Source organism: Pseudomonas sp. NBB, from assembly GCF_032701105.1.
Classification (GTDB): Bacteria; Pseudomonadota; Gammaproteobacteria; order Pseudomonadales; family Pseudomonadaceae; genus Aquipseudomonas; species Aquipseudomonas asiatica.
The window spans coordinates 2,342,720-2,367,421 of the sequence record NZ_CP103994.1 but is presented as its reverse complement, the minus strand read 5'-3'; the positions used below and the strand labels follow the sequence as shown (position 1 = coordinate 2,367,421).

13 protein-coding genes are annotated in these 24,702 nt (G+C 63.9%); 10 read left to right on the top strand and 3 right to left on the bottom strand.

The window, feature by feature from the left end:
• Window positions 1–98: 98 nt before the first annotated feature.
• Window positions 99–797 (top strand): pirin family protein, encoded by a 699-nt coding sequence (locus tag NY023_RS11010; protein ID WP_013972071.1) that lies wholly within the window; start codon window positions 99–101, stop codon window positions 795–797.
• A gap of 342 nt (window positions 798–1,139) precedes the next feature.
• On the opposite strand, the gene NY023_RS11005 is transcribed toward NY023_RS11010, so the two are convergent.
• Together NY023_RS11005 and NY023_RS11000 are read right to left on the bottom strand one after the other, a co-directional pair.
• Window positions 1,140–1,625, bottom strand: coding sequence for an isochorismatase family protein (locus NY023_RS11005; RefSeq protein ID WP_013972070.1), 486 nt, complete (start codon window positions 1,623–1,625; stop codon window positions 1,140–1,142).
• Window positions 1,626–1,686: 61 nt separating this feature from the next.
• A complete protein-coding gene (locus NY023_RS11000; RefSeq protein ID WP_013972069.1) occupies window positions 1,687–2,598 on the bottom strand; it encodes a LysR substrate-binding domain-containing protein in 912 nt (303 codons plus the stop codon).
• Window positions 2,599–2,793: 195 nt separating this feature from the next.
• Here NY023_RS11000 and NY023_RS10995 point away from each other — a divergent pair, with 195 nt between their 5' ends.
• The 3 genes from NY023_RS10995 to ttdB are packed head-to-tail and all read left to right on the top strand — an operon-like array spanning window position 2,794 to window position 5,690.
• Window positions 2,794–4,131 carry a dicarboxylate/amino acid:cation symporter gene (locus NY023_RS10995; protein WP_013972068.1) on the top strand — a complete coding sequence of 446 codons (1,338 nt, stop codon included), beginning with the start codon at window positions 2,794–2,796 and terminating at the stop codon, window positions 4,129–4,131.
• Window positions 4,132–4,185: 54 nt separating this feature from the next.
• Window positions 4,186–5,085: a L(+)-tartrate dehydratase subunit alpha gene (gene ttdA / locus NY023_RS10990; RefSeq protein WP_013972067.1), complete on the top strand. Its 900-nt coding sequence runs from the start codon at window positions 4,186–4,188 to the stop codon at window positions 5,083–5,085.
• The gene (gene ttdB / locus NY023_RS10985; RefSeq protein ID WP_013972066.1) at window positions 5,082–5,690 is read left to right on the top strand and encodes a L(+)-tartrate dehydratase subunit beta; all 609 of its coding nucleotides are present in this window, start codon (window positions 5,082–5,084) and stop codon (window positions 5,688–5,690) included. The genes ttdA and ttdB overlap by 4 nt, the downstream gene beginning before the upstream one ends.
• A gap of 239 nt (window positions 5,691–5,929) precedes the next feature.
• Here ttdB and NY023_RS10980 read toward each other — a convergent pair whose 3' ends face one another.
• The gene (locus NY023_RS10980; protein ID WP_316927897.1) at window positions 5,930–16,687 is read right to left on the bottom strand and encodes a peroxidase family protein; all 10,758 of its coding nucleotides are present in this window, start codon (window positions 16,685–16,687) and stop codon (window positions 5,930–5,932) included.
• Between the two features lie 545 nt (window positions 16,688–17,232).
• On the opposite strand from NY023_RS10980, the gene NY023_RS10975 reads away from it, so the two are divergent.
• The 6 genes from NY023_RS10975 (at window position 17,233) to NY023_RS10950 (ending at window position 24,674) form a co-directional block, all read left to right on the top strand.
• The gene (locus NY023_RS10975; protein ID WP_013972065.1) at window positions 17,233–18,969 is read left to right on the top strand and encodes a type I secretion system permease/ATPase; all 1,737 of its coding nucleotides are present in this window, start codon (window positions 17,233–17,235) and stop codon (window positions 18,967–18,969) included.
• A gap of 6 nt (window positions 18,970–18,975) precedes the next feature.
• A complete protein-coding gene (locus NY023_RS10970; RefSeq protein ID WP_013972064.1) occupies window positions 18,976–20,316 on the top strand; it encodes an HlyD family type I secretion periplasmic adaptor subunit in 1,341 nt (446 codons plus the stop codon).
• 1 nt (window position 20,317) lies between these two features.
• On the top strand, window positions 20,318–21,646 hold the full coding sequence (locus tag NY023_RS10965; protein ID WP_038409303.1) for a TolC family outer membrane protein: 1,329 nt from the start codon (window positions 20,318–20,320) through the stop codon (window positions 21,644–21,646).
• 90 nt (window positions 21,647–21,736) lie between these two features.
• The gene (locus NY023_RS10960; RefSeq protein WP_031325771.1) at window positions 21,737–22,600 is read left to right on the top strand and encodes a sensor domain-containing diguanylate cyclase; all 864 of its coding nucleotides are present in this window, start codon (window positions 21,737–21,739) and stop codon (window positions 22,598–22,600) included.
• Between the two features lie 16 nt (window positions 22,601–22,616).
• Window positions 22,617–23,978, top strand: coding sequence for a chromate efflux transporter (gene chrA / locus NY023_RS10955; protein ID WP_013972061.1), 1,362 nt, complete (start codon window positions 22,617–22,619; stop codon window positions 23,976–23,978).
• Window positions 23,979–24,005: 27 nt separating this feature from the next.
• A complete protein-coding gene (locus NY023_RS10950; protein ID WP_024086774.1) occupies window positions 24,006–24,674 on the top strand; it encodes a class I SAM-dependent methyltransferase in 669 nt (222 codons plus the stop codon).
• The last annotated feature ends 28 nt before the right edge of the window (window positions 24,675–24,702 follow it).

Genomic DNA, 24,702 nt, shown 5'->3' with positions numbered 1-24,702 from the left:
ATCAATTTTACTGATTGCTTTAAGCCGATATTTACGCTTATTTTCGATGCTTCTTTGACGCATCATGGCCTCATTCCACTGATTCAAGGAGCACGACCATGCTGCAACTGCGACCGTTCGAAAGCCTCGGCCACGCCAACCACGGCTGGCTCGACGCCCACCATCATTTCTCGTTTGCCGAGTACTACGACCCGGCGCGCATGCACTGGGGCAACCTGCGGGTGTGGAACGACGACCTGATCGCTGCTGGCAGCGGCTTCCCGCCGCACCCGCACCGCGACATGGAAATCATCACCTATGTGCGTGAAGGCGCGATCAGTCACCAGGACAGCCTGGGTAACAAAGGCCGTACCGAAGCCGGTGACGTGCAGGTGATGAGCGCCGGCACTGGCATCGTGCATAGCGAGTACAACCTGGAAGACGTCGACACGCGTATTTTCCAGATCTGGATCGTGCCGGAGCGCACCGGCGAAGCACCGCAATGGGGTACCCGGCCGTTCCCCAAAGGTGAGCGTGGCGAAGGCTTCGTGACCCTGGCCAGCGGCCGTGCGGGCGATGAGGACAGCCTGCAGATCCGCACCGATGCGCGGCTGGTGGCTGCCACCCTGCGGGCCGGTGAAACTGCCGAGTACCGCTTCGATACCGCTCGCCGGGGTTACCTGGTGCCGGCCAAGGGGCTGGTGGAGGTCAACGGGCTGCGGGCCAAGGCGCGCGATGGCGTGGCGATCGAGCAGGAGGAGGTGCTGCGGGTGACCGCCATCGAGGACAGCGAGATCGTGCTGGTGGATGTGGCCTGAGGTTTTCGCCTTGCGACGCGTTCTGTGTAGGAGCGGCCTTGTGTCGCGATCGGGCTGCGCAGCAGCCCCTCGATTTCAGCTGCGCTGCACATATTGCCGGGGCTGCTTTGCAGCCCTTTCGCGACACAAGGCCGCTCCCACAGAACTGCACATGACTCATTGAATTAGCAGGGACTCTGTGGGAGCGGCTTTAGCCGCGAACACCGGCGCAGCCGGTGCCATGCACCGCGTTGGATTCTTCGCGGCTAAAGCCGCTCCCACAGGGTACGCGGACCGCTTGCGAATTCAGTTCTCTACGTGACAGCGCAGCGCAAATGCATGCCCGCATGATGACTGCATGCACTAGCCTCGTGAGGCCACTTCGGCCAGCACCTCGGCCGAGGTAGTGACCTGGCGGAAGTGATGCTTCCAAAGGTCGATGCCCAGCTTGCCCGACCTGTCCAGCGAAGACCCTACAGTCATGTCCGTTACCAGAGTGGGCATCAGCCCCGCATCGAACAGGGCAAAACCGGCGGCCAGCACGCAAGTTTCGGTCTGCAACCCACATACCAGCACACGCTCCACACCCAGTTGCCTGATGTAGTCGATGGCCTCGGCGCTCTGCCCGTAGCCATGCTTGACGAACACCTGGTCGGCTTCGACCAGGCTCTCGTCCTCCGCCGCCGGGTGCCAGCCGAGCTGGCGCTCGAACGGCGTGACCTGTTCATCGTGCAACTCGACCGAGGCAATGGTGGGGATGTTGGCCGACAACCGACGCAGGCCATCGACCAGCCACTCGGGCGGGCTGAAGGTGGACTGGACATCGACAATGAGCAAAACCTGGCGCATGGGCGGATTCCGGGCATGGGCAAAGGCGCGGAGTATAACGCGATCGCCTGTGGTAAAGGCCTCAATGCCACGCTGCCAGGCTGTCCCCCTGGCGGAAGAATGCCCTCAGGTGCTCGACGAAACACGACACCTTGGCCGACAGGTTCAGGCGTTCCAGGTACACCGCATAGATATCCGCAGGCGGCGTCTGGTAATCGCCAAGCACCTCCACCAGGCGCCCGCTGCGCAGGTGATCGGCCAGGTTCCACTCGGCCCGCAACAGAATGCCCTGCCCGTCCAGCGCCCAGTTCAGGGCGACCTCGCCATCATTGGTGCTGAGGCTGCCATGCACCTTCACCGATTCGCTCTGCTTGCCGCGGCTCAGCCGCCAGATACCGAACGCGGCGTCATTCTGGCGTAACACGATGCAGTTGTGGCTGGCCAGGTCCTTCGGCGCTTCGGGGGTACCGTGGGCTTCCAGATAACCGGGCGACGCACACAATCGGCGGCGGTTGGCTGCGATCTTGCGGGCGATCAGCCGCGAGTCGGGCAGCTCGCCAAAGCGGATGGCCACGTCGATGGCGTCGTTCGGCAGGGCAATGGGGCGGTCGGTCAGGTGCAGTTGCACCTCCACTTCGGGATAGCGCTTGGCAAACGACGACACCGCCGGCCCCACATGGGTACGGCCAAAGCCCAGCGGCGCATTGACCCGCAGCAAGCCCTTGGGCTCGGCACGGCTGCTGGACACCTGCCGCTCCATTTCCTCGATCTCGCCCAATATGCGCTTGGCATTCACCAGGTAAGTCTCGCCCTCGGCGGTAAGGCTGATGCTGCGTGTGGTGCGGTTTAGCAGGCGCACGCCCAGGCGCTGTTCCAGCTGCGCCAGGCGCTTGGAGACCGCTGGCGGGGTCAAGTTCAGCTCGCGAGCGGTGCCCGCCAGGCTACCCACCCTGATCAGCTGGGTGAAGAACGCCAGCTCCGATACCGGATTCATAATTAACCTGAGGGAAACAATGAGTTGAATTTCATTGTATTACAGCATTTTTGAAAAACCATTACCTTTTGCCCTGCGTGATTAACCACAAGAAAGCTGGGCTCTTCGGCCGCCAAGGCCAGGTGTGACCTGCACCCTCACGAGCAGCCCGGCCGCCAGATAAATCCGACTCACAACAATAATTCGGAGACGGCAATGGCCAAGCGATTGTTCGGCAAGCTCTACGTACAGGTATTGATCGGCGTAACCCTCGGGGTGCTGATCGGGGTGTTCTGGCCGCAGGTTGGCGCTGATCTGAAGCCCGTCGGTGATGCCTTCATCAAACTGATCAAGATGGTCTTCGCCCCGATCATCTTCGCCACGGTGGTGCTGGGCATCGCCAAGATGGAAAACATGAAGGAACTCGGTCGCGTCGGCGTACGCGCGCTGATCTACTTCGAAGTGCTGTCCACCTTTGCCCTGGTGCTTGGGCTGGTGGTGGTCAATATCGTGCAGCCCGGCCAGGGCATGAACGTCGACCCCGCCACCCTCGATGCCAAAAGTATCTCCACCTACACCGCCGCGGCAGCCGGCAACAGCGGCGGCTTCATCGACTTCCTGCTGCATGTGATACCCGGCAGCGTGACCGATGCCTTCGCCAAGAACGAGATCCTGCCGATCCTGCTGTTCAGCACGCTGTTCGGCATCGCCCTCTCCCACCTGGGCCCGCGCGGCAAGCCGATGGTGGATGTGCTGGAAGCGTTCTCCCACGGCATGTTCTTCATCGTCGGCATGATCATGCGCGTGGCACCACTGGCCGCCTGCGGGGCCATGGCCTTCACCGTGGGCAAGTACGGGCTGGGCTCGATCGTTTCGCTGGGCAAACTGATGGCGACCATGTACCTGACCTGCTTCCTGTTCGTGGTGGTGGTGCTGGGCGCCATTGCCCGGCTGTGCGGCTTCAACCTGTGGAAGTTCCTCAAGTACCTCAAGGAAGAACTGTTCACGGTGCTGGGTACCAGCTCATCCGAGTCGGTAGTGCCACAACTGATGAACAAGCTGGAAAAGGTTGGCGTGTCCAAGCCTGTGGTCGGCCTGGTGATCCCTTCGGGCCTCACCTTCAACCCGGACGGCCAGTGCATCTACTACACCATGGCCGCCATCTTCATCGCCCAGGCCACCAACACACCGTTGACCCTGATGGACCAACTGATCGTGCTGGGTGTGCTGCTGCTCACCTCCAAAGGCTCTGCCGGCGTAACCGGCTCGGGCTTCATCACCCTGGCCGCGACCCTGGCGACCATGGACAACATCCCGGTGGCCGGCATGGTCCTGCTGCTGGGCGTGGACCGCTTCATGTCCGAAGCCCGGGCCATCACCAACACCATCGGCAACGCGGTCGGCACCGTGGCCATCGCCAACTGGGTGGGTGCGCTGGACAAGCAGCGCATGGCCCAGGCCCTGGACGGCCAGCTGCCGGCCGACCCCGAACCCGAGGCCGCTGTGCCGCACCCTGCCCTTGCACGCATGGAGGCCGGCACACCCGCACCCTGACCTTTCGAAAAACAGCAAAAAGAACCCGCCTTGTGATGCAGTGAGGAAATAATCATGGACAAAGAAACAGCCGTGTCATCGCTTACCGACGTGATGGCCAAGTTCACCGCCTATATCGGCAAGCGCCTGCCCCGCGACGTCAAGGAAAAGACCGCCAAGTTGCGCGCCGCCGAAACCAACCCGCTGGCCATCGCCGTGTACGACTCGATGGCCGACAACCAGGAATACGCCGACAAGCTCAACCGGCCCAGCTGCCAGGACACCGGCGTCATCCAGTACTTCGTCTCGGCGGGCGCGCGCTTCCCGCTGCTGGGCGAGATGGAAGGCATCCTCGAGAACGCCACCAGGGAAGCCACCATCCAGGGGCCGCTGCGCCACAATGCGGTGGAAACCTTCATCGAGAAGAACACCGGTACCAATACCGGCTCGAAAATCCCGTGGCTGGACTGGGAAATCATCCCCGATGCCGACTACGCCATCGTCGACGTGTACATGGCCGGCGGCGGCTGCACCCTGCCTGGCTCGGCCAAGGTACTGATGCCGGGGCAAGGCTATGAAGGGGTGACCGAGTTCGTCTTCGATGTCATTACCTCACGCGGTGTCAACGCCTGCCCGCCACTGCTGGTGGGTGTAGGGGTGTCGACCTCGGTGGAGACGGCGGCACGCCTGTCGAAGAAGGCCATCCTGCGCGAAGTGGACTCCAGCCACCCCAACGAAAGCGCGGCGATGATGGAAAAGTTGCTGGAGGAAGGCCTCAATGAAATCGGTATCGGCCCGCAGGGGCTGACCGGCAACAGCAGCGTGATGGGCGTGAACATCGAGTCTTCGGCCCGCCACCCGTCCACCATCGGTGTGGCGGTATCCACCGGCTGCTGGGCGCACCGCCGCGGCAAGATCCGCATCAACGCCGACCTGTCCTACGACATCCTCTCGCACGAAGGGGTAGTACTGTGAAAAAGATCCTGAGCACACCTATCAGCGACGAAGACCTGGCCAACCTCAACGTGGGCGATGTGGTCTACCTCACCGGCCAACTGGTGACCTGCCGTGACGTTGCCCACCGCCGGCTCATCGAACTGGGCCGCGAGCTGCCGGTCGACTTGCGCGGCGGCGCGATTTTCCACGCAGGCCCCATCGTCAGGAAGAAGGACGATGGCAGCTTCGAGATGGTCTCCATCGGCCCGACCACCAGCATGCGCATGGAAAAGTTCGAGAAGCAGTTCATCGAGCAGACCGGCGTCAAGCTGATCGTCGGCAAGGGCGGCATGGGCCCGGAGACCACGACCGGTTGCCTGGAGAACATGGCAGTGCATGCGGTGTTCCCAGGCGGTTGCGCGGTGCTGGCGGCGACCCAGGTGGAAGAGATCGAGCGTGCGGAATGGCAGGACCTGGGCATGCCGGAGACGCTGTGGGTGAACCGCGTGCGCGAGTTCGGCCCGTTGATCATCTCCATCGACACCAAGGGCAACAACCTGTTCGAGCAGAACAAGGCCCGGTTCAACGAACGCAAGGGGGCGGTGATCGAGAAGATCAACAGCCAGGTGCGGTTCATTAAGTAAGCGCGTGCGACATCGGCCGCTATGCGGCCCAATCGCAGGCTAGCCAGCTCCCACAGGTTCACCACAGGGCTGAGTATTGTGGGGTATCTGTGAGTTATCTGTTGCCTGAACCAACCTCTTCGCGGGCAAGCCCGCTCCTACAGGGGTATCACCAAGCCTGAGGGCAGTGATATCCCTGTAGGAGCGGGCTTGCCCGCGAATGGGCCGCAGAGCGGCCCTTGCTGCGTCCTCCCAGGCCCTCAACCTGCCAGGTTGAAGTCCGCTACGGTCACCGTGGTTGCATCCGCCACCCCCACCAGGCGGATGGAGTCGGTAGCACCGATGCTGACCAGCGTGTCATTGCCGACATCGGCGATGGTGACGTTGGCGGCAAAGGTGGCAGCGGTAATGTTGAGGGCAGAGATATCCAGCCGGTCCTGGCCACCCTGCGGGACTGCGTCGAAGTTGATGATCAGGTCATTGCCGAAGCCGGCAGCGAACTGGAAGACATCATTGCCGTCGGAGGCCATCATCGTGTCGTCGCCGGCACCGCCCACGACGGTATCGTTACCCGCCGCACCGTTGAGGAAGTCATTGCCGGCACCACCCTGCAAGGTGTCATTGCCAACGCCACCAAACAGCGTGTCATTGCCATCGCCACCCTGCAGCACATCGACGCCGTTGCCGCCGTCAAGGTTGTCATCGCCGGCACCACCCTGCAGGTTATCGTTGCCGGTATCGCCGAACAGCGAGTCGTTGCCGGCACCGCCGTCGAGGGTGTCGTCGCCAGCGCCACCGTTCAGGGTGTCGGTGCCCAGGCCACCGAGCAACTGGTCGTTGCCGCCATCGCCGTTGAGGGTGTCGTTACCCGCCGCGCCGGTAATGACGTTCGCCAGGCCATTGCCGGTACCGGTGAAGTTGCCCGCCCCGATATAGGTCAGGTTCTCGACGTTGGCACCCAGCGTGTAGCTGGCCGCCGTGGCACGCACGGTATCCGTACCGGCAGCCGTAGCCTCGACCACTACATCCCCGGCGTTGTCCACCACATAGGTGTCGTCGCCCAGGCCACCGACCAGGCGGTCTATACCGGCACCGCCATCGAGCAGGTCATTGCCAGCACCACCGGTGATGGTGTTGGCCAGCGTGTTGCCGGTACCCGTGAAGTTGCCTGCCCCGGTAAAGGTCAGGTTTTCGACGTTGGCACCCAGGGTGTAGCTGGCAAGGGCGGTCTGCACCAGGTCGACACCGCCGTTCAGCGCCTCGCTCACGGTATCGCCGAGGTTGTCGACCACGAAGGTATCGTCGCCTGCACCGCCAACCATGGCATCCGCACCAAGCCCGCCGTTGAGGGTGTCGTTGCCGGCACCGCCGTCGAGGCTGTCGGGGTCGTTACCCCCGTTGAGGATGTCGTTACCATCACCGCCGAACAGTTGGTCGGCGCCGCCGAGGCCGTTGAGCACATCGTTGCCGCCCAGCCCCGAGAGCGTGTCGTTGCCCGCACCACCGGTCAGGGTGTTGGCCCCGGCAGTACCGACCAGCACCACGCCTGGCGGCGGCACCACCGCCGCAGTCGCTGCCGAGGTCAGCGTTTCCAGGGTGCCGAAGGCGTCGGTGTAGCTCACGACCACCCGCAACTGCCGGTTACCCTGTTCGAAGCCCGGAGTGAAGGTTGCAGCAGTGGCACCCGCGATGTTGCTGAAGGTGCCGCCAATGTTCTGCTGCCACTGGAAGCTGAACGCGCCCAGCCCATCCAGGTCGGCGATACTGCCGGTGAGCGCGGTCAGCGTCTGGCCCTGGTCTGGCGTGGTGTCGCTGATCAGCACGGCACCAGTGGGCGCATCGTTGACGTTGGCCACCGGGTCGAGGATGTCGGAGGCGATGCTTTCCTGTACACCGAAGTCATCCACGTAGCTGACCACCACCCGCATGTTCTGCCCCACCTGGTTCTGGGTAAGGAGGAAGGTGCTGTTGATGGCGCCAGCAATGTCGACCCAGCCGGTACCCCGGTTGGACTGCCACTGGAAGGTGAACCGCGGGTTGCTCAGGCCGTCGGCATCGACAATGGTTGCCGGGTTGGCGGTGAGCGTCTGGTTCTGCACCAGCAGCCCGGTCACGGTAGGCCCGGCAGTCGGCGCGTTGTTCGGCGCCGAATCGACGATTTCCAGCGTGCCCTTGGTGTCCTGGTACACCGCGCGTACGCGGATGTTCAGCCCCGCCACATCGTCCGTGACCCGGTAGGTGGTACCGACAGCTCGCGAAACCTCGCCGGCAGCAACGAAGGTGATGTCTTCATAGACCCCCGAACCTGGCAGGGTCTCTACTTGCCAGTAGTACGCCACCGGGCCGGTGATCGCACCGGTCAGGTTGGTTGCGCTGACATTGTCCGCGTCATGTACCGCCAGCGGGGTAACCCGCAGCAGCTGGCCGCTTACCGGTGTGTCGTCACGCACGCCGGTGGCAGCGTCAAGGATCACCAGGCTGCCGGTGGGGCCGGCGTTGACGGCGGTACCCACACCGGATGCTTGCGAGCTATCCGAGAACTGCAGGCGCTCGATGCCGGTCAGGCGGTCGACACCATCACGCCCGGCCACCGAGTCGGTGACGATCACCGAGTTGCCATCGACCACCACGCTGTAGTCGCTGGCCACCCCGGAGTACACCGCCGTGTCGTAGCTGTCGGTGCCGTTGAGGATTTCGCGAACGATCACCAGCTGGCCCGGGTTGTAGGTGCCATTGAGCATCAGCGGCACCATCGGCTCCATGCTGTCGAAGCTGGCGATTTCCGGGCCGGTGCCGTCGCTGTTGGCCCGCACGCTGATGCGCACGTTCAGCCACTTGTCACCGTCGAGGATGTCGTCGCCGCCGCGGCCTTCGATCAGGTCGCTACCACTGCCACCGAGGATGATGTTGCCACCATCGTAGAACGTTGCACCGGCGGCCAGCAGGCTGGACAGGCCGTTGATCAGGCTGATGTTGGTCAGTACGCTGCCGTTGGCGCCATTGGTCGGCAAGGTGGCAGAGGTTTCGCTGTCACCACGCAGGAAGTCGCCATGAGCCGACCCCGACAGGCCTTCCATGATGTCGAAGCGCACCAGCGCAGACGCGCCCGAACCCGGTACCGGCGGCACATCGAAGAAGCGGTCGCTGAAGTCGACAGTCACGCCCTGGGCCAGGCCCTTGAAGGTTGCCCAGTCGTAGCCGGAACCACCGATGTAGCGGTCACCGAAGCCCAGGCTGCCGACCATGATGTCGTCACCGCCTTCACCGTTGAACTTGTCGTTCTCGTTGCCACCGATGAACACGTCGTTGCCGATGATCGGGTCGTTGCCGAGCGGGTCGAAGTTGTCGCCAGGCGCACCGTCCGAGGTGCCCTTCTCGATCCAGTCGTCACCTTCGTTGCCCATGTCCTGCTCGTTGGCCTTGCTGCCCAGGATGAAGTCGTTGCCCTGGCCGCCAATGGCTTCGGAGGCGTCCTCACCGGTAACGATGAAGTCGTTGCCGAAACCGCCGATGATCAGGTTGATGCCATTACCGCCGTGCAGCACATCGTTGCCGTCGCCACCCTGGATGTTGTCGTCACCACCCATGTCGCTGATGATGTCGTCGCCGGCACCACCACGCAGTTGGTCGTTGCCGTCGCCACCCTCGATGCGGTCGTTGCCGCCATCGCCCCAGACAGTGTCGTCACCCTCGCTGGAAACCAGGATGTCGTCACCGTTGGTGCCACCCAGCACGATATGCTGGTCACCGGCATAGCGGATGTAGTTGGTGTCCGGGCCTACTGTCAGCGGGCTGTCGCGGAACACCACCTGCTCGCCGTTTTCGCCCAGTGGGTCGGCATTGCCCAAGCCTTCGTTGAACTGCTTGCTCTGGTCCACTTCCAGGTAGAAGCCAACGTCGGAGAACACCAGGCCCGGCAGGTGGGTGGCCGAGGTGTTGGCCATGATCAGTTTGGCGAACGAGTTGCTTTCCAGCTCGGCGTTCATCGACAGGCCGGCGGTGCGCTCCAGGTAGTAGAAGCGGTCGCCGTCCTGCAGTTTCTCCATCTGGTTTTCGAACACGAAGTTGAACGTGGTGCCCAGCATGCCGCCGAACGGGGTTTTCGCCTCCGCCAGGCCACCGATCCACAGGTCGATGGCATCGACCCCGGTCACGGTGACCGCCCGCAGGTCATCGACGGTGCCGAGCACGCCATCCTTGCCAGGCAGGGTGACGTTGGCGTAGGCGCCGGTGCTGTTGAGGAAGTCCAGGCGATCGGCTGGAGCGCCGTCGCCGCCGAACACCAGGGCCATGGCCGCCGCGCGTTTCTCCAGCAACGTGGTGGCCCCGGTGATGGTGCTGTGGGTGCCGTAGGCGGCGATGAAGTTGATCAACGACTCCGGATGCTTCAGGTGCTGTACCAGGTCGACCCAGCTGGTGTACGGCTTGAGCTGGGTATCGCCGGTTTGCGCGTAGATATCACGCCGTACTGCGTTCAGCGAAGGGATACCGACGTCGCGGCCCCGAGCGATGTTGATCGCCGGCAGGTCCAGCGGCAGGCCGAGCAGGTTGTTGCGCAGCGCCTCGGTGACGAACTCATCGATTTCGTTACCGGCCTGGCGGGTTACCCCGCGCACGATGGCGCTGGTGGCATCCTCGGGGGTGACGCCACTGGCGGCATACGCCAGCGGGTTGAGGAACGCCGCGATCAGGCCCAGTTGCTGGTCGGGGTTGGCGCTGGCCGGGTCGCTGATGACGGTGAAGTCGACGTCGAAGCGGTCGACGGTTTCGGTCAGCATCGAGTGGCCGAAGCGGTACACGGTGTGGGCGAATTCGGCCACGATCGACGCATCGAGGTCGACGTCATACACCTGGGTCGGGGCGAAGAACAAGTCGACCCGCGGCTGCACGGTACGGGCGAACTCCTCGAACACCAGGTGCTGGTACTGCATCTCGGTACCGAACTTGGCGGCCTGGAACAGCCGCTCGCCATTCCACACCAGTGCATCGATCTCGGCCTGGTTGGCCGGCAGCGCGCTCAACGGGTTGAGCAGCCACTCGTTGATGAAGGCCAGGTCACCCGAGTCGAGCACGGTGTCCATGGTCTGCGCCACCAGCCGGTTGTGCTCGGAGTGGAAGATCGCATGCACGGCGGTCAGGCCGATGTTCTCGTTGACCCTGCCGTCGCCGGCAATGTAGTGCGCATCGAGCAGCTCGTTGTCGTAGGCCAGGTTGGCGCCAGTCTGCGGGTTCACCGGCACGGCGTTGCCGACATCGGTATCAGCATCAGGCACCAGCACGCCATTGCTGAACACCGGCACGGCATTGTGGGCGATGTCGGCAAGGAACTGGTGACCGGTGCGCACGGCGTTGGTCAGGCTGATCGGCGCCAGCGGGTTGCCCTCGACCTGCTGGTCGTCGGCCGTGCCGGCAATGCCGTCGGCACCTTTCATGATCACCATCGGGAAGCCGTTGGGCCCCTTGATGAAGTTGCCGTAGGCATCGGTCGCCAGCAGCGGCACGTTGTCTACATCGGCATCGGTCAGGTTGATGCCCAGTACGTCACGGGCCTGGGCCTTGACCACCTTCCAGGTCGCCATGCCACCAATTTCGGTGTCGTCGGCGGTACCGTAGCGGCCGTCGGCGCCCAGGTCCCGGTTGGTGATCAACCGGCCGGTGGCAATAGGCCCGTCGTCAGTCAGCACATAGCCGCGCAGGAACACCTGGTGCGAGGGGTGCGAGCTGTAGGTCTGGTTCTGGTCCACGAACGGCGAGGTGGTATTGGTGTGCTCGTGGATGTCGTCGGCCGTGCCAAGCACGCCGTCCGGCCCAGGCTGGTTGGTCGCACGTGTCACCACCATGAAGTTGGTGAAACCGCCCTCCACGTACAGCGGGTCATCCGGTTGCAGCGGGATGTAGATGGTGCCCGAGCCCCCCTTGGTGACCAGGTCCAGGCCATGGTCGAAGAACTGCCCGAAGAAGGTCATCCAGGCGTTGAACGGCGCGGACAGGCCGGCATCGGCGGCGGTGTTCTCGAACAGGTAAACGTCGTGATCGTCGTCGGTGCCGAACTGGCCGTCCAGGCCCGGGCTGGCGACGATGCGCACGCCGTCCTTGAGCACGTCGTCATTGCCCTCGACGCCGAAGTTGAGCACGCCGTCCGCACCCGGATCATACGCGGTGGCATAGGCCGCCGGGTTGTTGGAGGTCTGGTCGACGATCAGGTTACTGATGGTGCGCGGCTGCGAGTCGAATACCGGGCCACTGGTCTGCTGGTACGACGAGCCCGGAATGGCCGGCGAGCCAGGGCCGAAGAAGCCGGCCGGTGCACCTTCGGCCGGGTTGAACACCGGGTCGGTCACGCGCGGGAAGACGTTATCGGCCGCACCGAACTCGGTGTTGTTGATGCCGTTGAGGTTCATCAGGTTGTTGTTCGAACCATCCACCGCCCGCAGGCCGAGTGGCGCACGGATGTTGGGCAGCAGCGAGAGGATGTCTGCCCCGTTGGCGTCGGCCTCGGCAATCTTGATTTGCTCGAGGATGAAGTTGAGGTCGGAGCGCACCATGTGCAGCCCGGCACCGCCTGCCGTGGCATCCACCACCGGCGTGGCTGGCGTCGGTACCACAGGCGCGCCCGGTTGCACCACGGTGGTGGGCTGGGAGAACAGCACTTCGGTGGTGCCATGGGCGTCCTGGTAGATCGCCTTGACCCGCAACGACAACCCGGCCAGGTCCGGCGACACCTTGAACGTGGTGCCGTCGGCGCTCTGGAACGCCAGGTCGCCTGCCGGCAGCAGGATGATGTCTTCGAACACACCGCTGCCCGGGGTGGCCTCGAACTGCCAGTAGTACGACACCGAACGGTCAGCGAGCGTGCCAAGCGGGTTGCCGGCGCTGATGTTGTCGGCATCCCGCACGCCGGCCACGTTTACCGTAAGGAGGTCACCCACGGTAATCGCGCCGCCGTTGTTATCAGTAACGGTCGGGCTGCCGACAGGCTGCGCATTCAGCCCTTCCACCAGCACCCGCTGGCTGTCTGCGAACTGCAGGCGCTCGATGTGCAGCAGGGTATCGACGCCATCGCGGCCGGCCACGTTGTCGGTCACCGTCCAGACGTCATCGGAAGTGTCCAGCGTACCTTTGGTGTTCTGCGTCACCGTGTACTCGCTCTGCACCCCCGAAAACACCGCCGTGTCGAACGCCGCCCCACCCGTCGAGGTGCCGGGCAGGATTTCCCGCACGGCCTTGAGCTGGCCAGGGTTGTAGGTACGGTCGAGCATGAACGGAATCATGTCGACCATGCTGTCGAAGCTGGCGATTTCAGGGCCGGTGTGGTTGACGTCTCCCGGCGCGTACACGGCGATGCGCACGTTGAGCCACTTGTCGCCGTCGATCAGGTCATCACCGCCACGGCCTTCGATCAGGTCGCTGCCGTTGCCGCCGAGCATGATGTTACCGGTGGCAAAGCCGGTGGTCGGCAACCCGGCATCGGCCAGGAACTGCTGCAGGCCACGGATCAGCGCCACGTTGGTCAGCGCACTACCGGTAGCACCACCATGGTTGAGGATGGTCACGGCATCGACATTATCGCCCTTGAGCACATCGGCGAAGTTCGAACCGGACACGCCCTCGACCTCGGCGAAGCGGTCGAGGATGGAGGCCGGCGAGGCGCCGACCGGGTTGAAAATACCGGTGTTCTGGTTCGGTGCGTTGCCATGAGGCTGAGCCAGGGCGGCCAGGGTCAGGTCGACGGTGACGCCGACCTGGTCATTCTTGTTGGTAACCCAGTCGAAACCGGACATGCCATCCATCTTGTCCTGGGCATCGCTGCCGACAAAGATGTCATCGCCGCCCTCGCCTATCATTTCGTCGAAGCCGCCACCACCGACGAAGATGTCGTTGCCGACCACTTCGTCACCCAGCAGCGGCGCAAAGTTGTCGCCGGGCGCACCGTCCTGGGTGCCCTTCTCGATCCAGTCGTCACCCTCGTTGCCGGTCGGTGGCAGGTTGGTCTTGGCGCCGAGAATGAAGTCGTCGCCCTGGCCGCCGAAGGTGGTGCTGATGTCTTCGGTGGTGATGATGAAGTCCTGGCCGTTGCCGCCCAGGATCAGGTTGCCGGCCGCCAGCATGCTGCCGGCAACGATGACGTCGTTGCCATCGTTGCCTTCCAGGCGGTTGTCGCCGAAGGAGTCGGTGATGATGTCATCACCGGCACCGCCCAGCACCGCATCGTTGCCCGCACCGCCTTCCAGGGTGTCATTGCCGGCGTCGCCGTAGAGGGTATCGTCGCCCTCACTGGAAATGATGATGTCGTTGCCAGCGGTGCCGCCCAGCACCACGTGGTCTTTGCCGGTGTAATGCAAGAAGTTGGTGTCGGTGCCCACGGTATCGGGGTTGTCGCGAATCACCTGCGACACCACTTCGACACCGTTGATCATGATGCCGCCCGTCGGGTCGGCCCGGCCGTCGGCGCCCAGGCCGGTGAACTGCTTGGTCTGGTCCACTTCCAGGGTGAAGGTGGGCGTGAGGAACACGGTGTTGGACAGGTGGGTGACATCGGAGTTGAGCATGATCAGCTTGGCGAAGGAGTTGTTCTCCAGTTCGGTGCCGAAGTTCATGCCCGCCGTACGCGACAGGTAGTAGAACCGATCGCCGTTCTGCAGGGCTTCCAGCTGGGTTTCGAAGACGAAGTTGAAGCTGGAGCCGAGCATGCCGCCGAACGGCATTTTCTTCTCGGCCAGGCCGCCGACCCAGAAGTCGATGGCATCGACACCGGTCACGGTCACCCCGGTGATGTCATCGGCGGTGCCGGCGATGCCGTCGGCACCGGCCAGTGTCACGTTGGCATAGGCGCCGGTGCCGTTGAGGAAGTCCAGGCGGTCTGCTGGCGCGCCGTCACCGCCAAGCACCAGCGCCACGGCAGCGGCGCGCTTGGCCGCTTCGGTGTCCGCCCCGGTGATGGTGGCGTGGGTACCGTAGGCGGCGATGAAGTTGATCAGCGACGCCGGGTGCTTGAGGTGGTCGGCAAAGTCGGCCCAGCTGATGTAGGGCTTGAGCTGGCTGTCGCCAGTCATGGCGTAGAACTCGCGGCGCGCCTCGTTCAGGGTGGGGATGCCGGTGTCACGGCCACGCGCGATGTTCAGCGCAGGCAGGTCCAGCGGCAGGCCGAGCAGGTTGTTGCGCAGCGCTTCGGTGACGAACTCGTCGATTTCGTTGCCCAACTGGCGGGTGACACCGCGGATGATCGCACCGGCCGCTTCATCGGCAGTGGCGCCACTGCCGGCGAATGCCAGCGGGTTGAGGAAGGCAGCGATCAGGCCCAGCTGCGGGTCGTCATTCACCGTGGCGAACGTCGGGTCGTAGCGGTCGACGGTTTCGGTCAGCATCGAGTGGCCGAAGCGGTAAACCACGTGGGCGAACTCGGCGAGGATGGCCGGGTCGATCGAGGTGTCATAGCCGTTGGGGGCGAGAAACTCGTCGATCTGCGGCTGAATGGTGCGGGCGAACTCCTCGAACACCAGGTGCTGGTACTGCATTTCGGTGCCGAATTTGGCAGCCTGGAACAGCCGCTCGCCGTCCCATACCAGCGCGGCGATTTCGGCGGGCGTGGTGGGGATGGCAGCGACATCATCGATCAGCCACTGGTTGAGAAACGCCAGGTCGCCGGCGGCCAGCAGGGTGTCCTTGGTCTGCTGCACCAGGCGGTTGTGCTCGGAGTGGAACACGTGGTGCACGGCGGTCAGGCCGATGTTCTCGTTCACCCGGCCGTCGCCGGCGATGTAGTGGGCGTCGAGCAGTTCGTTGTCATAGGTCAGGTTATTGCCGCCAGGCCCGGTTGGCTGCGCGTTGCCGACGGCAATATCGGCGTCGGCCTGCAGCACACCGTTCACGATCACCGGCGCGGCGTTATGGGCGATGTCGTCAAGGAAGCCATGCCCGGTGCTCACGGCATTGGCCAGGCTGATAGGCGCGTCGCGGTTGCCTTCGACCAGCGTGGTGACGTCGTCGGCGGTACCGGCAATGCCGTCGGCACCATTGTTCACGCGCATCACCACCTGCGGCATGCCGTTGGGCCCACGCAGGAAGTTGCCGTAGGGGTCGGTGGCCAGCAGTGGCACGCTGTGCACATCGGCGTCGGTCAGGTTGATACCCAGCAGGTCACGGGCCTGGGCCTTGACCACTGCCCAGGTGGCCATGCCACCGCTTTCACCATTGCCATCGTCGGCGGTGCCGAAGCGGCCATCGGCGCCCAGGTCACGGTTGGTGATCAACCGCCCGGTGGCTACCGGGTCGCCTGCGGCATTGAGCGTGTATTCACGCAGGAACACCTGGTGCGAGGGGTGCGAGCTGTAGGTCTGGCTCTGGTCGACGAACGGCGAGGTAGTGTTGGTCTGGCCATCGTCGGCAGTACCCACCACACCATCGGCGCCTGCAGTACGCACGGCGCGCGGCAGCACCATGAAGTTGGTCGGGCTGCCTTCGACGTACAGCGGGTCGTCCGGCTGCAGCGGGATGAACACGACGTCGGTGCTGCTCTTGGTAACCAGGTCCAGGCCGTGGTCGAAGAACTGGCCGAAGAAGGTCATCCAGGCGTTGAAGCCGGCGGTCAGGCCGACGTCGGGCGACACGTTGGGGATGAAGAACACCTCCGTGTCGTCAGCGGTGCCGAATACCCCGTCGATGCCGGGGCTGATCACCGGGGCGGCGCCGCCATTGGCTTCGACCGCTGCCGGGTTGTTCGCCGTCTGGTCGACGATCAGGTTGCTGATGGTGCGGGGTTGCGAGTCGATGACCGTGCCGGTGCCGGCATAGTCGCCGGTGAAGGATGGGCTGAGCAGGCGCAGGAACGAATTGTCGGCGGCGCCGAACTCGCTCTGCCCGGTCACCAGGTTGTTGTAGCTGCCGTCCACGGTACGCAGGCCGAACGGCACCTGGCTGTTGGGCAGCAGGTCGATCAGGCTGGCGCCATCGGCATGCGCTTCGGCGATGAAGATCTGCTGAAGGATGAACTCCAGGTCCGACTTGCTGAAATCTGCCATTTCAATTGCCCTCGATCTGTCGGGAGATGACTCAGGGCAACAGGGTCCTTCCCGCGCCCAGTCAATGTGACGTGCGCAGTTCTGATTCTGGGTTCTGGGGCAGTTGGGCACTACGGTGCTGCGTTATCGCCACTGGCCTCATCGCCGGCAAGCCGGCTCCCACAGCAACGGCGGGAACCTTGTAAATGGTGCGATACAGGTAGGCACCGCACACACATCGACCCCAGCTCGCACAGGGCCCGAATACATCAGACTAAAGTCGCAGAAGAAAACCTTGTCAATATCCCGTCAAAAATTCATGCAACGATGACAATGCTATACAACTTACTGTTTTCACGGCACTTATGAAAAGCTCAAAGATTTTATAGAGCAAAAAGATATTACCGAGTGTTTCACTGCAACCTACGCTCCAGTATGTGGGAGCAGCGCAGCGTTTTGGACCATTCGCCCTCAGAGCGACCCGCCTGCGAGCCGACCAGAAGCCACAACTACCGCTGTACGGGCCGCCGCAAGGGCTTCCCGTTTGTGATAAAGGGAGGCCCCCGATGCACAAGCCGCCACGCACCCGTTCCGAGCTGGCCGACGTGCTGTTCCGCCTGCGCCGCAGCTTTTTTGCCCTTGCCGCCTTCAGCGGTGTCATTAACGTCATGATGTTGACGCCAGCTATTTATATGTTGCAGGTGTACGACCGCGCCCTGGTCAGCCGCAACGTCACCACCCTGACCATGCTCACCTTGCTGGTGATCGGCCTGTTCATGCTGATGTCGGCCCTGGAGATGGTCCGCACCCGCGTACTGATCCGGGTTGGCAACTTCCTCGACATGGATCTGAACCGACGCATCTTCAGCGCTGCCTTCGAACGCAACCTGAGCCGCGCCGGCGGCAACCCGGCCCAGGCCTTGCAGGACCTGGCCCAGGTACGGCAGTTTCTCACCGGCAACGGCCTGTTCGCTTTCTTCGATGCCCCGTGGACACCGATCTACCTGCTGGTCTGCTACCTGATCCACCCACTGCTGGGGCTGATCACGCTGATCGGTTCGCTGATCCTGGTGGGCCTGGCCTACCTCACCGAGAAGGCCACGCAAAAACCTTTGGCCGAAGCCAACCAGGCAGCCCTGTCGTCGGCCAGCTATGCCAACAACAACCTGCGCAACGCCGAAGTGATCGAAGCCATGGGCATGCTGCCAGCGATCGGCAAGCGCTGGTTTCAGGGCCATTTGCGCATCCTGCAGATGCAGACCCTGGCCTCCGACCGCGCGGCGATCATCAGTAGCACCGGGCGCTTCGTGCGCATTACCTTGCAATCGGTGATCCTTGGCGCCGGCGCACTGCTGGCGATCGAAGGCAAGATCACCCCCGGCATGATGATCGCCTGCTCGATCCTTACCGGCCGCGCCCTGGCCCCGGTAGAACAGGTGATCGCCGCGTGGAAGCAACTGCAAGGCAGCCGCTGCGCCTGGGGCCGGCTCAACGACCTGCTGCACGACTACCCGCAGCGGCCACCAAGCATGTCGCTGCAACGGCCAATGGGCATGCTGGCCGTGGAAAACGTGGTCGCCGGAGCTCCCGGCACCAGCAACAGCATCGTGCGCGGGGTCAGCTTCAGCCTGGTCCCGGGTGAAAGCCTGGGCATCATCGGCCCGTCGGCTTCGGGCAAATCCACCCTCGCCCGCCTGCTGGTAGGCGTGTGGCCGACCCAGGCCGGCAAGGTGCGCCTGGACGGCGCCGACATCTTCACCTGGAACAAGGCCGAACTCGGCCCGTGGCTCGGTTACCTGCCGCAGGACGTGGAGTTGTTCGAGGGCACCATCGCCGAAAACATCGCACGCTTTGCCGAAGTGGACAGCGAAGCAGTGATCCGCGCCGCCCGCAGCAGCGGTGTGCACGACATGATCCTGCGCTTCCCGCAGGGCTACGACACCCGACTGGCAGCCGACGGCAGCCCGCTGTCCGGTGGCCAGAAGCAACGCATCGCCCTGGCCCGCGCGTTGTATGGCGAGCCGAACCTGGTGGTGCTGGACGAGCCCAACGCCAACCTCGATGACGTTGGCGAAAAGGCCCTGGTCGATGCGTTGGCCGAACTCAAGGCACGCGGGGCCACGGTAATCCTGATTTCCCACCGGCCCAATGTGCTGTGCGCGGTCGACAAGGTGCTGATGCTGCGTGACGGTGCCGTGCACATGCTCGGCAGCCGCGACGAAGTGTTCGCGGCGCTGCGCAAGGCCAGCGTTATCCCGACGGCGACCGCTGCGCCGCTGGCGTCGGTAAAAGTACGGGAGTGACCGATCATGCAGATGACCCAACACACCGAGTTGATTCCCGCCGAGGCTCGCCACGAGATCGACCTGGACATTCATCGGCCGGCACGCTGGGGCGTGTGGCTGGTCGTCGCCGGCTTTGGCGGTTTCCTGCTGTGGTCGGGCCTGGCGCCGCTGGATGCCGGTGTGGTCGCCACCGGTACCGTCAAGGTCAGCAGCAACCGCAAGGCCGTGCAGCACCTGACCGGTGGCACGGTCGAGGCGATCCTGGTGCGTGAAGGCGATGTTGTGAAGAAAGGCCAGGAGGTGGTACGCCTGGACGCCCTGCGCGCGGTGGCCGAACAGGGTGCGGTCAGTGCCCAGTACATCGTCAGCAAGACCGTGGAGAACCGCCTGGAAGCCGAGCGCGATGGCCGCGACCAGGTCACCTTCGACCCTGCCCTGCTCAAGCACTACGGCGGCGACCCGCGCCTGCTGGCAGCCATGGACCTGCAACAGCGCCTGCTGGACACCCGCCGCGCGGGCCTGGCTGGCGAACTGAGCATCCTCGAGGAAAACCTGGCTGCCACGGCGGTGCAGCTCAAGGGCCTGCAGCAGGTGTATGGCGCCCGCGCCTCGCAGATCGGCTTCCTCAACCAGGAACTGCAAGGCACACGCGTGCTGGCCGCCGAAGGCTATGTACCACGCAACCGCCTGCTGGAGCTGGAGCGCAACAATGCCGACCTGTCCGCCGGTCAGGCCGAAAACCTCAACAACATTGCCCGGGCGCGCAGCCAGGCCACCGAGATCAAGCTGCGCATCCTGCAACGCCAGCACGACTACCTCAAGGAAGTGGAATCACAGCTGACCGATACCGCCAAGGAGAACACCACCCTGGCCGATCGCCTGCGCGCGCTGGACTACGAAGTGACCCATACGGTGATCCGCTCGCCGATCGACGGCATGGTCCAGGCCCTGAGCATCGCCACGGTCGGCGGCATCATCCAGCCAGGGGCCAAGATCATGGAGGTGGTACCGCTCGACCAGCCGTTGCAGGTGGACGCGATGATCCCGGTGCAGGCCATCGACAAGATGGTGCCGGGCCTGGACGTGGACCTGGCCTTCCCGGCCTTCAACCATGCGAAGACGCCGAATATCCCGGGGCGGGTCAAGACCATCTCCGCCGACCGCCTGATGGACGAAGAAAGCAAGCAGCCGTATTACCTGGCCCAGGTGGAAGTGACGCAGGACGGCATGGCCCTGCTGGGCAGCAACCATATCCGCCCCGGGATGCCGGCCACCGTCACCATCAAGACCGGCGAGCGCAACCTGCTCAGCTACCTGCTCAAGCCGATGCTCGAACGCGTGGACGCCTCGTTCAAGGAGCAATGACATGAATCGCCCGTGCCTGATGTTGTGCCTGTTGGGGTTGTCCGTACAGGCCAGTGCCATGGACCTGAAGCAAGCCTGGGACCTGCTGCAGTACCAAGGCCCGATCTACCGCGCCGCGGTGCACGAGAAAGAAGCCGGCAGCGAGAACCGCGCCATCGGCCAGGCCGGCCTGCTGCCGCAGATCAACGCTGTGGGTTACTTCAACAAGGTCAATGGCAGCCAGCGTCAGAGTGGACGGGACAACGACCTGGACTATGACTCCAAGGGCGCCAACGTGCGTTTGCGTCAACCGCTGTTCAACAAGCAGAAGATGGCCGAGTACCATCAGGGCCAGCAACGTGCCGACTACAGCGTGGCGGTGTTCGATGCCAAGACCCAGGACGCTGCGGTGCGCCTGGCCGACGCCTACTTCGACGTGCTGCTGGCCAGCGAAACCATCACCCTGGCCAAGGCCAAGCTAAATGCCTTCGAAGAGCAGCTGGCGTCGGCAAAGCGGCGCATGGAGCTGGGCGCCGGCACCATCACCGACATCGACGAGTCGATAGCCCGTCGCGACCTGGCCGAGGCCGACCTGATCGAGGCCCAGGACAACCTGGTCAACGCCCGCCGCAAGCTGGAGGAATACATTGGTGAAACGCCGGAGTCGCTGACCACCTTGCAGCCGGGCTTCAACACACCGCCGCTGATGCCGGGCAACCTGCAGGACTGGCTGGTCAAGGCCCAGGCCGACAGCCCGTTGATCCATGCGCGCCGGCACAACTACGAGCTGGCCGAAGAAGAAGTGAAACGCGCCCGCGCCGGGCACTGGCCGACCCTGGATTTCGTGGCGGGCTATACCGCCGGCAGCAGCCAGTCGATCTCCGAACTGAACCAGCGCAACCACTACAGCTCGATCGGGCTGGAGCTGAACATTCCGCTATACAGCGGTGGCAGCACCAGCGCCCTCACCCGCCAGGCCAGCGCCAACAGTTCCAAGGCACTGGATGAACTGGATGCCACACGCCAGGAAGTGATCTCCGACACCACCCGCGAGTACCGCGGCGTACAGAGTGGCGCCTTGCGCATCCAGGCGCTGGAAAAGGCCGTGGCATCCAACGAACGCTCGCTGCGTTCGGCCCGCAAGGGCTTCAGGGAGGGCGGCACCAGCACCAACTCGGATGTGCTCAATGCCGAGGAATTGCTTTTTGACGCCCGGCATGACCTGTTCGAGGCGAAGCTGAACTACCTGATGTCGCGGCTGCGCCTGGCATCGTCGGTGGGCAGCCTGGGAGATGACGATATCCAGCAGATCAACGATTACCTCGGGCCGGAACTGGTAGTAAGCAACTGACTATCGGCGGCCCGCTCCCACAGCGGCGCCTACCGCATTTTGTTCCATTTCAGGCTATGATCGGTGACCCCGCCGCGGACGCCATGCCCCATGCCCGTAGACCTGCAAGCGTTATACCCCAGGCTGATCCACCTGATGCTGGACACGGTGTTCGTGGTCGACAGGGGCAACCAGATCATTTTCGTCAGCGATGCCTGCGAGGCGCTGCTGGGCTACCAGGCCTGCGAGCTGATCGGCACCCCGATCACCGACTACATGCACCCTGACGACCTGGCGATTACCCGCGCGTCGATCGTACGGGTGATGAACGGCCAACCCCATTACGACTTCCGTAACCGCTACATCCGCAAGGATGGAAGTATCGTGCATATCCTGTGGTCGGCCTCCTGGTCCGATGAGGCCAATGCCCGCATTGGTGTAGCGCGGGATATCACCGCCCAACACCAGGCCGAGGAAGAATTGCGTTTCCTGGCCCACCATGACCCGCTGACTCGCCTGGCCAACCGGGCCATGTTCAATGAGCGGCTGGGCACCGCACTTGTCGCGGCCCGGCACCACAACCACCCGCTGGCGTTGCTGTTCATCGATATCAATGACTTCAAGGATATCAACGACAACCACGGCCACAGCGTGGGTGACCGGGTGCTGTGCATTCTGGCGCGGCGCCTGGAAGGTTGCGTTGGGGCGACCGATACAGTGGCGCGGATGGGCGGTGACGAGTTCACCGTGCTGTTGACCGACTACGCCTCGCCAGAGGCCATTGCCGAGCAGGTGGCACGCATTTTGGCAGCCATGGCCGAGCCACTCGGCGCCGAGTTTGCAGGCATCGGAGCGCCGTCCTGCAGCATTGGCGTGGCCCGTTTCCCCGAAGACGGCAATGATGCCGACATGCTGCTGCGCCATGCTGATGGCGATATGTACCGGATCAAGCGACAGCGCGCTGCGGCCAGCTGAATACCAAGGGAAGAAAATGACGGAACACCTGCAAGGCGCCGCCGAGCAAACGCGTGGCCACATCAGCCGGATCGAGGCCTTGCTGTTCTGGCTGAAGCTGGGTTTCATCAGCTTCGGCGGCCCGGCGGGGCAGATAGCGATCATGCATCAGGAACTGGTGGAGCGGCGCCGCTGGATCAGCGAGCGGCGCTTTCTGCATGCCCTCAACTACTGCATGCTGCTGCCTGGCCCCGAGGCCCAGCAACTGGCCACCTACATTGGCTGGCTGATGCACCGCACTTGGGGCGGGGTGATTGCCGGCACCCTGTTCGTACTGCCGTCGCTGTTCATCCTGATCGGCCTGTCGTGGGTCTATTTGGCCTGGGGCGAAGTGCCGGTGGTGGCTGGCATTTTCTACGGGATCAAGCCGGCCGTGACCGCGATCGTCGTGCATGCCGCACATCGCATTGGCACGCGCGCCCTGAAAAACGGCTGGTTGTGGGCCATTGCCGCGGCCTCGTTCGTGGCCATTTTCGCGCTCGACGTTCCCTTCCCGCTGATCGTGCTGGCAGCCGCGCTGCTAGGCCATGTCGGCGGTCGGCTGCTACCGGGGCAGTTCGCGCCTGGTGGTGGCCACGGCGCAACCAGGGCCAGCCAGGGCCCGGCCGTGATCGACGACGACACACCGGCGCCAGAGCACACCCGCTTCAGCTGGGGGCGGCTGCTGGGCCTGCTGCTGGTGGGTGCCGCGCTGTGGCTGCTGCCCATGGGTGTACTGATGGCTACCTTTGGCTGGCAAGGCACCTTGACGCAAATGGGCTGGTTCTTCACCAAGGCGGCATTGCTGACCTTCGGCGGCGCCTACGCGGTGCTGCCCTACGTCTACCAGGGGGCCGTCGGCCATTACGGCTGGCTGTCGCCGACGCAGATGATCGATGGCCTGGCGTTGGGGGAAACCACCCCCGGGCCGCTGATCATGGTGGTGGCCTTCGTCGGCTTCGTCGGTGGTTACCTGCACCCCATGTTCGGCACCGACCAGGCGTTCATGGCCGGCGCGGTAGCGGCGAGCCTGGTGACCTGGTTCACCTTCCTGCCCTCGTTCCTGTTCATCCTGGCCGGTGGCCCGCTGGTGGAATCGACCCACAACGAACTCAAATTCACCGCCCCGCTGACCGGGATAACCGCGGCGGTAGTGGGCGTGATCCTCAACCTCGCGCTGTTCTTCGGCTACCACGTATTGTGGCCGGCCGGTTTCGACGGGCGGTTCGACTGGCCTTCGGCGCTGATTGCGCTGGCGGCGGCGGTGGCGCTGTTCCGTTACAAGCGTGGGGTGATCCAGGTGTTGATAGCCTGTGCCCTGGCGGGGCTTGCCACCCATTTGTTGACCGGGGCACAGTGAAGCATCGCCCGCCCAACGGAGATGAACATGCGCAACCCTGAAGACGCCTTGCTCGACAGCTGGCAGCACAACGCCCAGGCCTGGATCGATGCGGTGCGCAGCGGCAGTATCGAGAGCCGTCGCCAGGTTACCGACCAGGCCATCCTGCTGGCCATTCTTGGCCGCCAGCCCGAACGGGTGCTCGACCTGGGCTGTGGTGAAGGTTGGCTGCTGCGCGCGCTGGGCGACCGGGGTGTCGAGGCGGTAGGTGTGGACGGTGACCGGGCGCTGGTGGATGCCGCGCGTGCTGCGGGTTCCGCCGAGGTGCACCTGGCCAGCTATGCACAGCTGGCCGCCGGGCAAGCCTATGTTGGCAAGGACTATGACCTGATCTGTGCCAACTTCGCCCTGTTGCAGCAGGACATCATCCCGCTGCTGGTGGCGATGAATGCCTTGCTGGCGCCCGGCGGTGCGCTGGTGATCCAGACCCTGCACCCGTGGAGCGTGGCGGATGGCGATTACCAGGATGGCTGGCGGGAAGAGTCATTTGCCGGGTTCGGCGGGGATTGGCAGGTGATGCCGTGGTACTTCCGCACCCTGGCCAGCTGGCTGAACGCGCTGGACATGGCAGGGTTGCGGCTGGTCAGCCTGCAGGAGCCACAGCACCCCCAGAGTGCGCTGCCACAGTCGCTGCTGTTGGTGGCCGAACGCCCTTGAAGCATACGCGGTCGGTGTAGGAGCGGCC

Bases quoted from the DNA above. Each gene is read 5' to 3' on its own strand.
- NY023_RS11010 (WP_013972071.1), top strand. From the start codon at position 99: ATGCTGCAACTGCGACCGTTCGAAAGCCTCGGCCACGCCAACCACGGC.
- NY023_RS11005 (WP_013972070.1), bottom strand. From the start codon at position 1,625: ATGCGCCAGGTTTTGCTCATTGTCGATGTCCAGTCCACCTTCAGCCCG.
- NY023_RS11000 (WP_013972069.1), bottom strand. From the start codon at position 2,598: ATGAATCCGGTATCGGAGCTGGCGTTCTTCACCCAGCTGATCAGGGTG.
- NY023_RS10995 (WP_013972068.1), top strand. From the start codon at position 2,794: ATGGCCAAGCGATTGTTCGGCAAGCTCTACGTACAGGTATTGATCGGC.
- ttdA (WP_013972067.1), top strand. From the start codon at position 4,186: ATGGACAAAGAAACAGCCGTGTCATCGCTTACCGACGTGATGGCCAAG.
- NY023_RS10980 (WP_316927897.1), bottom strand. From the start codon at position 16,687: ATGGCAGATTTCAGCAAGTCGGACCTGGAGTTCATCCTTCAGCAGATC.
- NY023_RS10975 (WP_013972065.1), top strand. From the start codon at position 17,233: ATGCACAAGCCGCCACGCACCCGTTCCGAGCTGGCCGACGTGCTGTTC.
- NY023_RS10970 (WP_013972064.1), top strand. From the start codon at position 18,976: ATGCAGATGACCCAACACACCGAGTTGATTCCCGCCGAGGCTCGCCAC.
- NY023_RS10965 (WP_038409303.1), top strand. From the start codon at position 20,318: ATGAATCGCCCGTGCCTGATGTTGTGCCTGTTGGGGTTGTCCGTACAG.
- NY023_RS10960 (WP_031325771.1), top strand. From the start codon at position 21,737: ATGCCCGTAGACCTGCAAGCGTTATACCCCAGGCTGATCCACCTGATG.
- chrA (WP_013972061.1), top strand. From the start codon at position 22,617: ATGACGGAACACCTGCAAGGCGCCGCCGAGCAAACGCGTGGCCACATC.
- NY023_RS10950 (WP_024086774.1), top strand. From the start codon at position 24,006: ATGCGCAACCCTGAAGACGCCTTGCTCGACAGCTGGCAGCACAACGCC.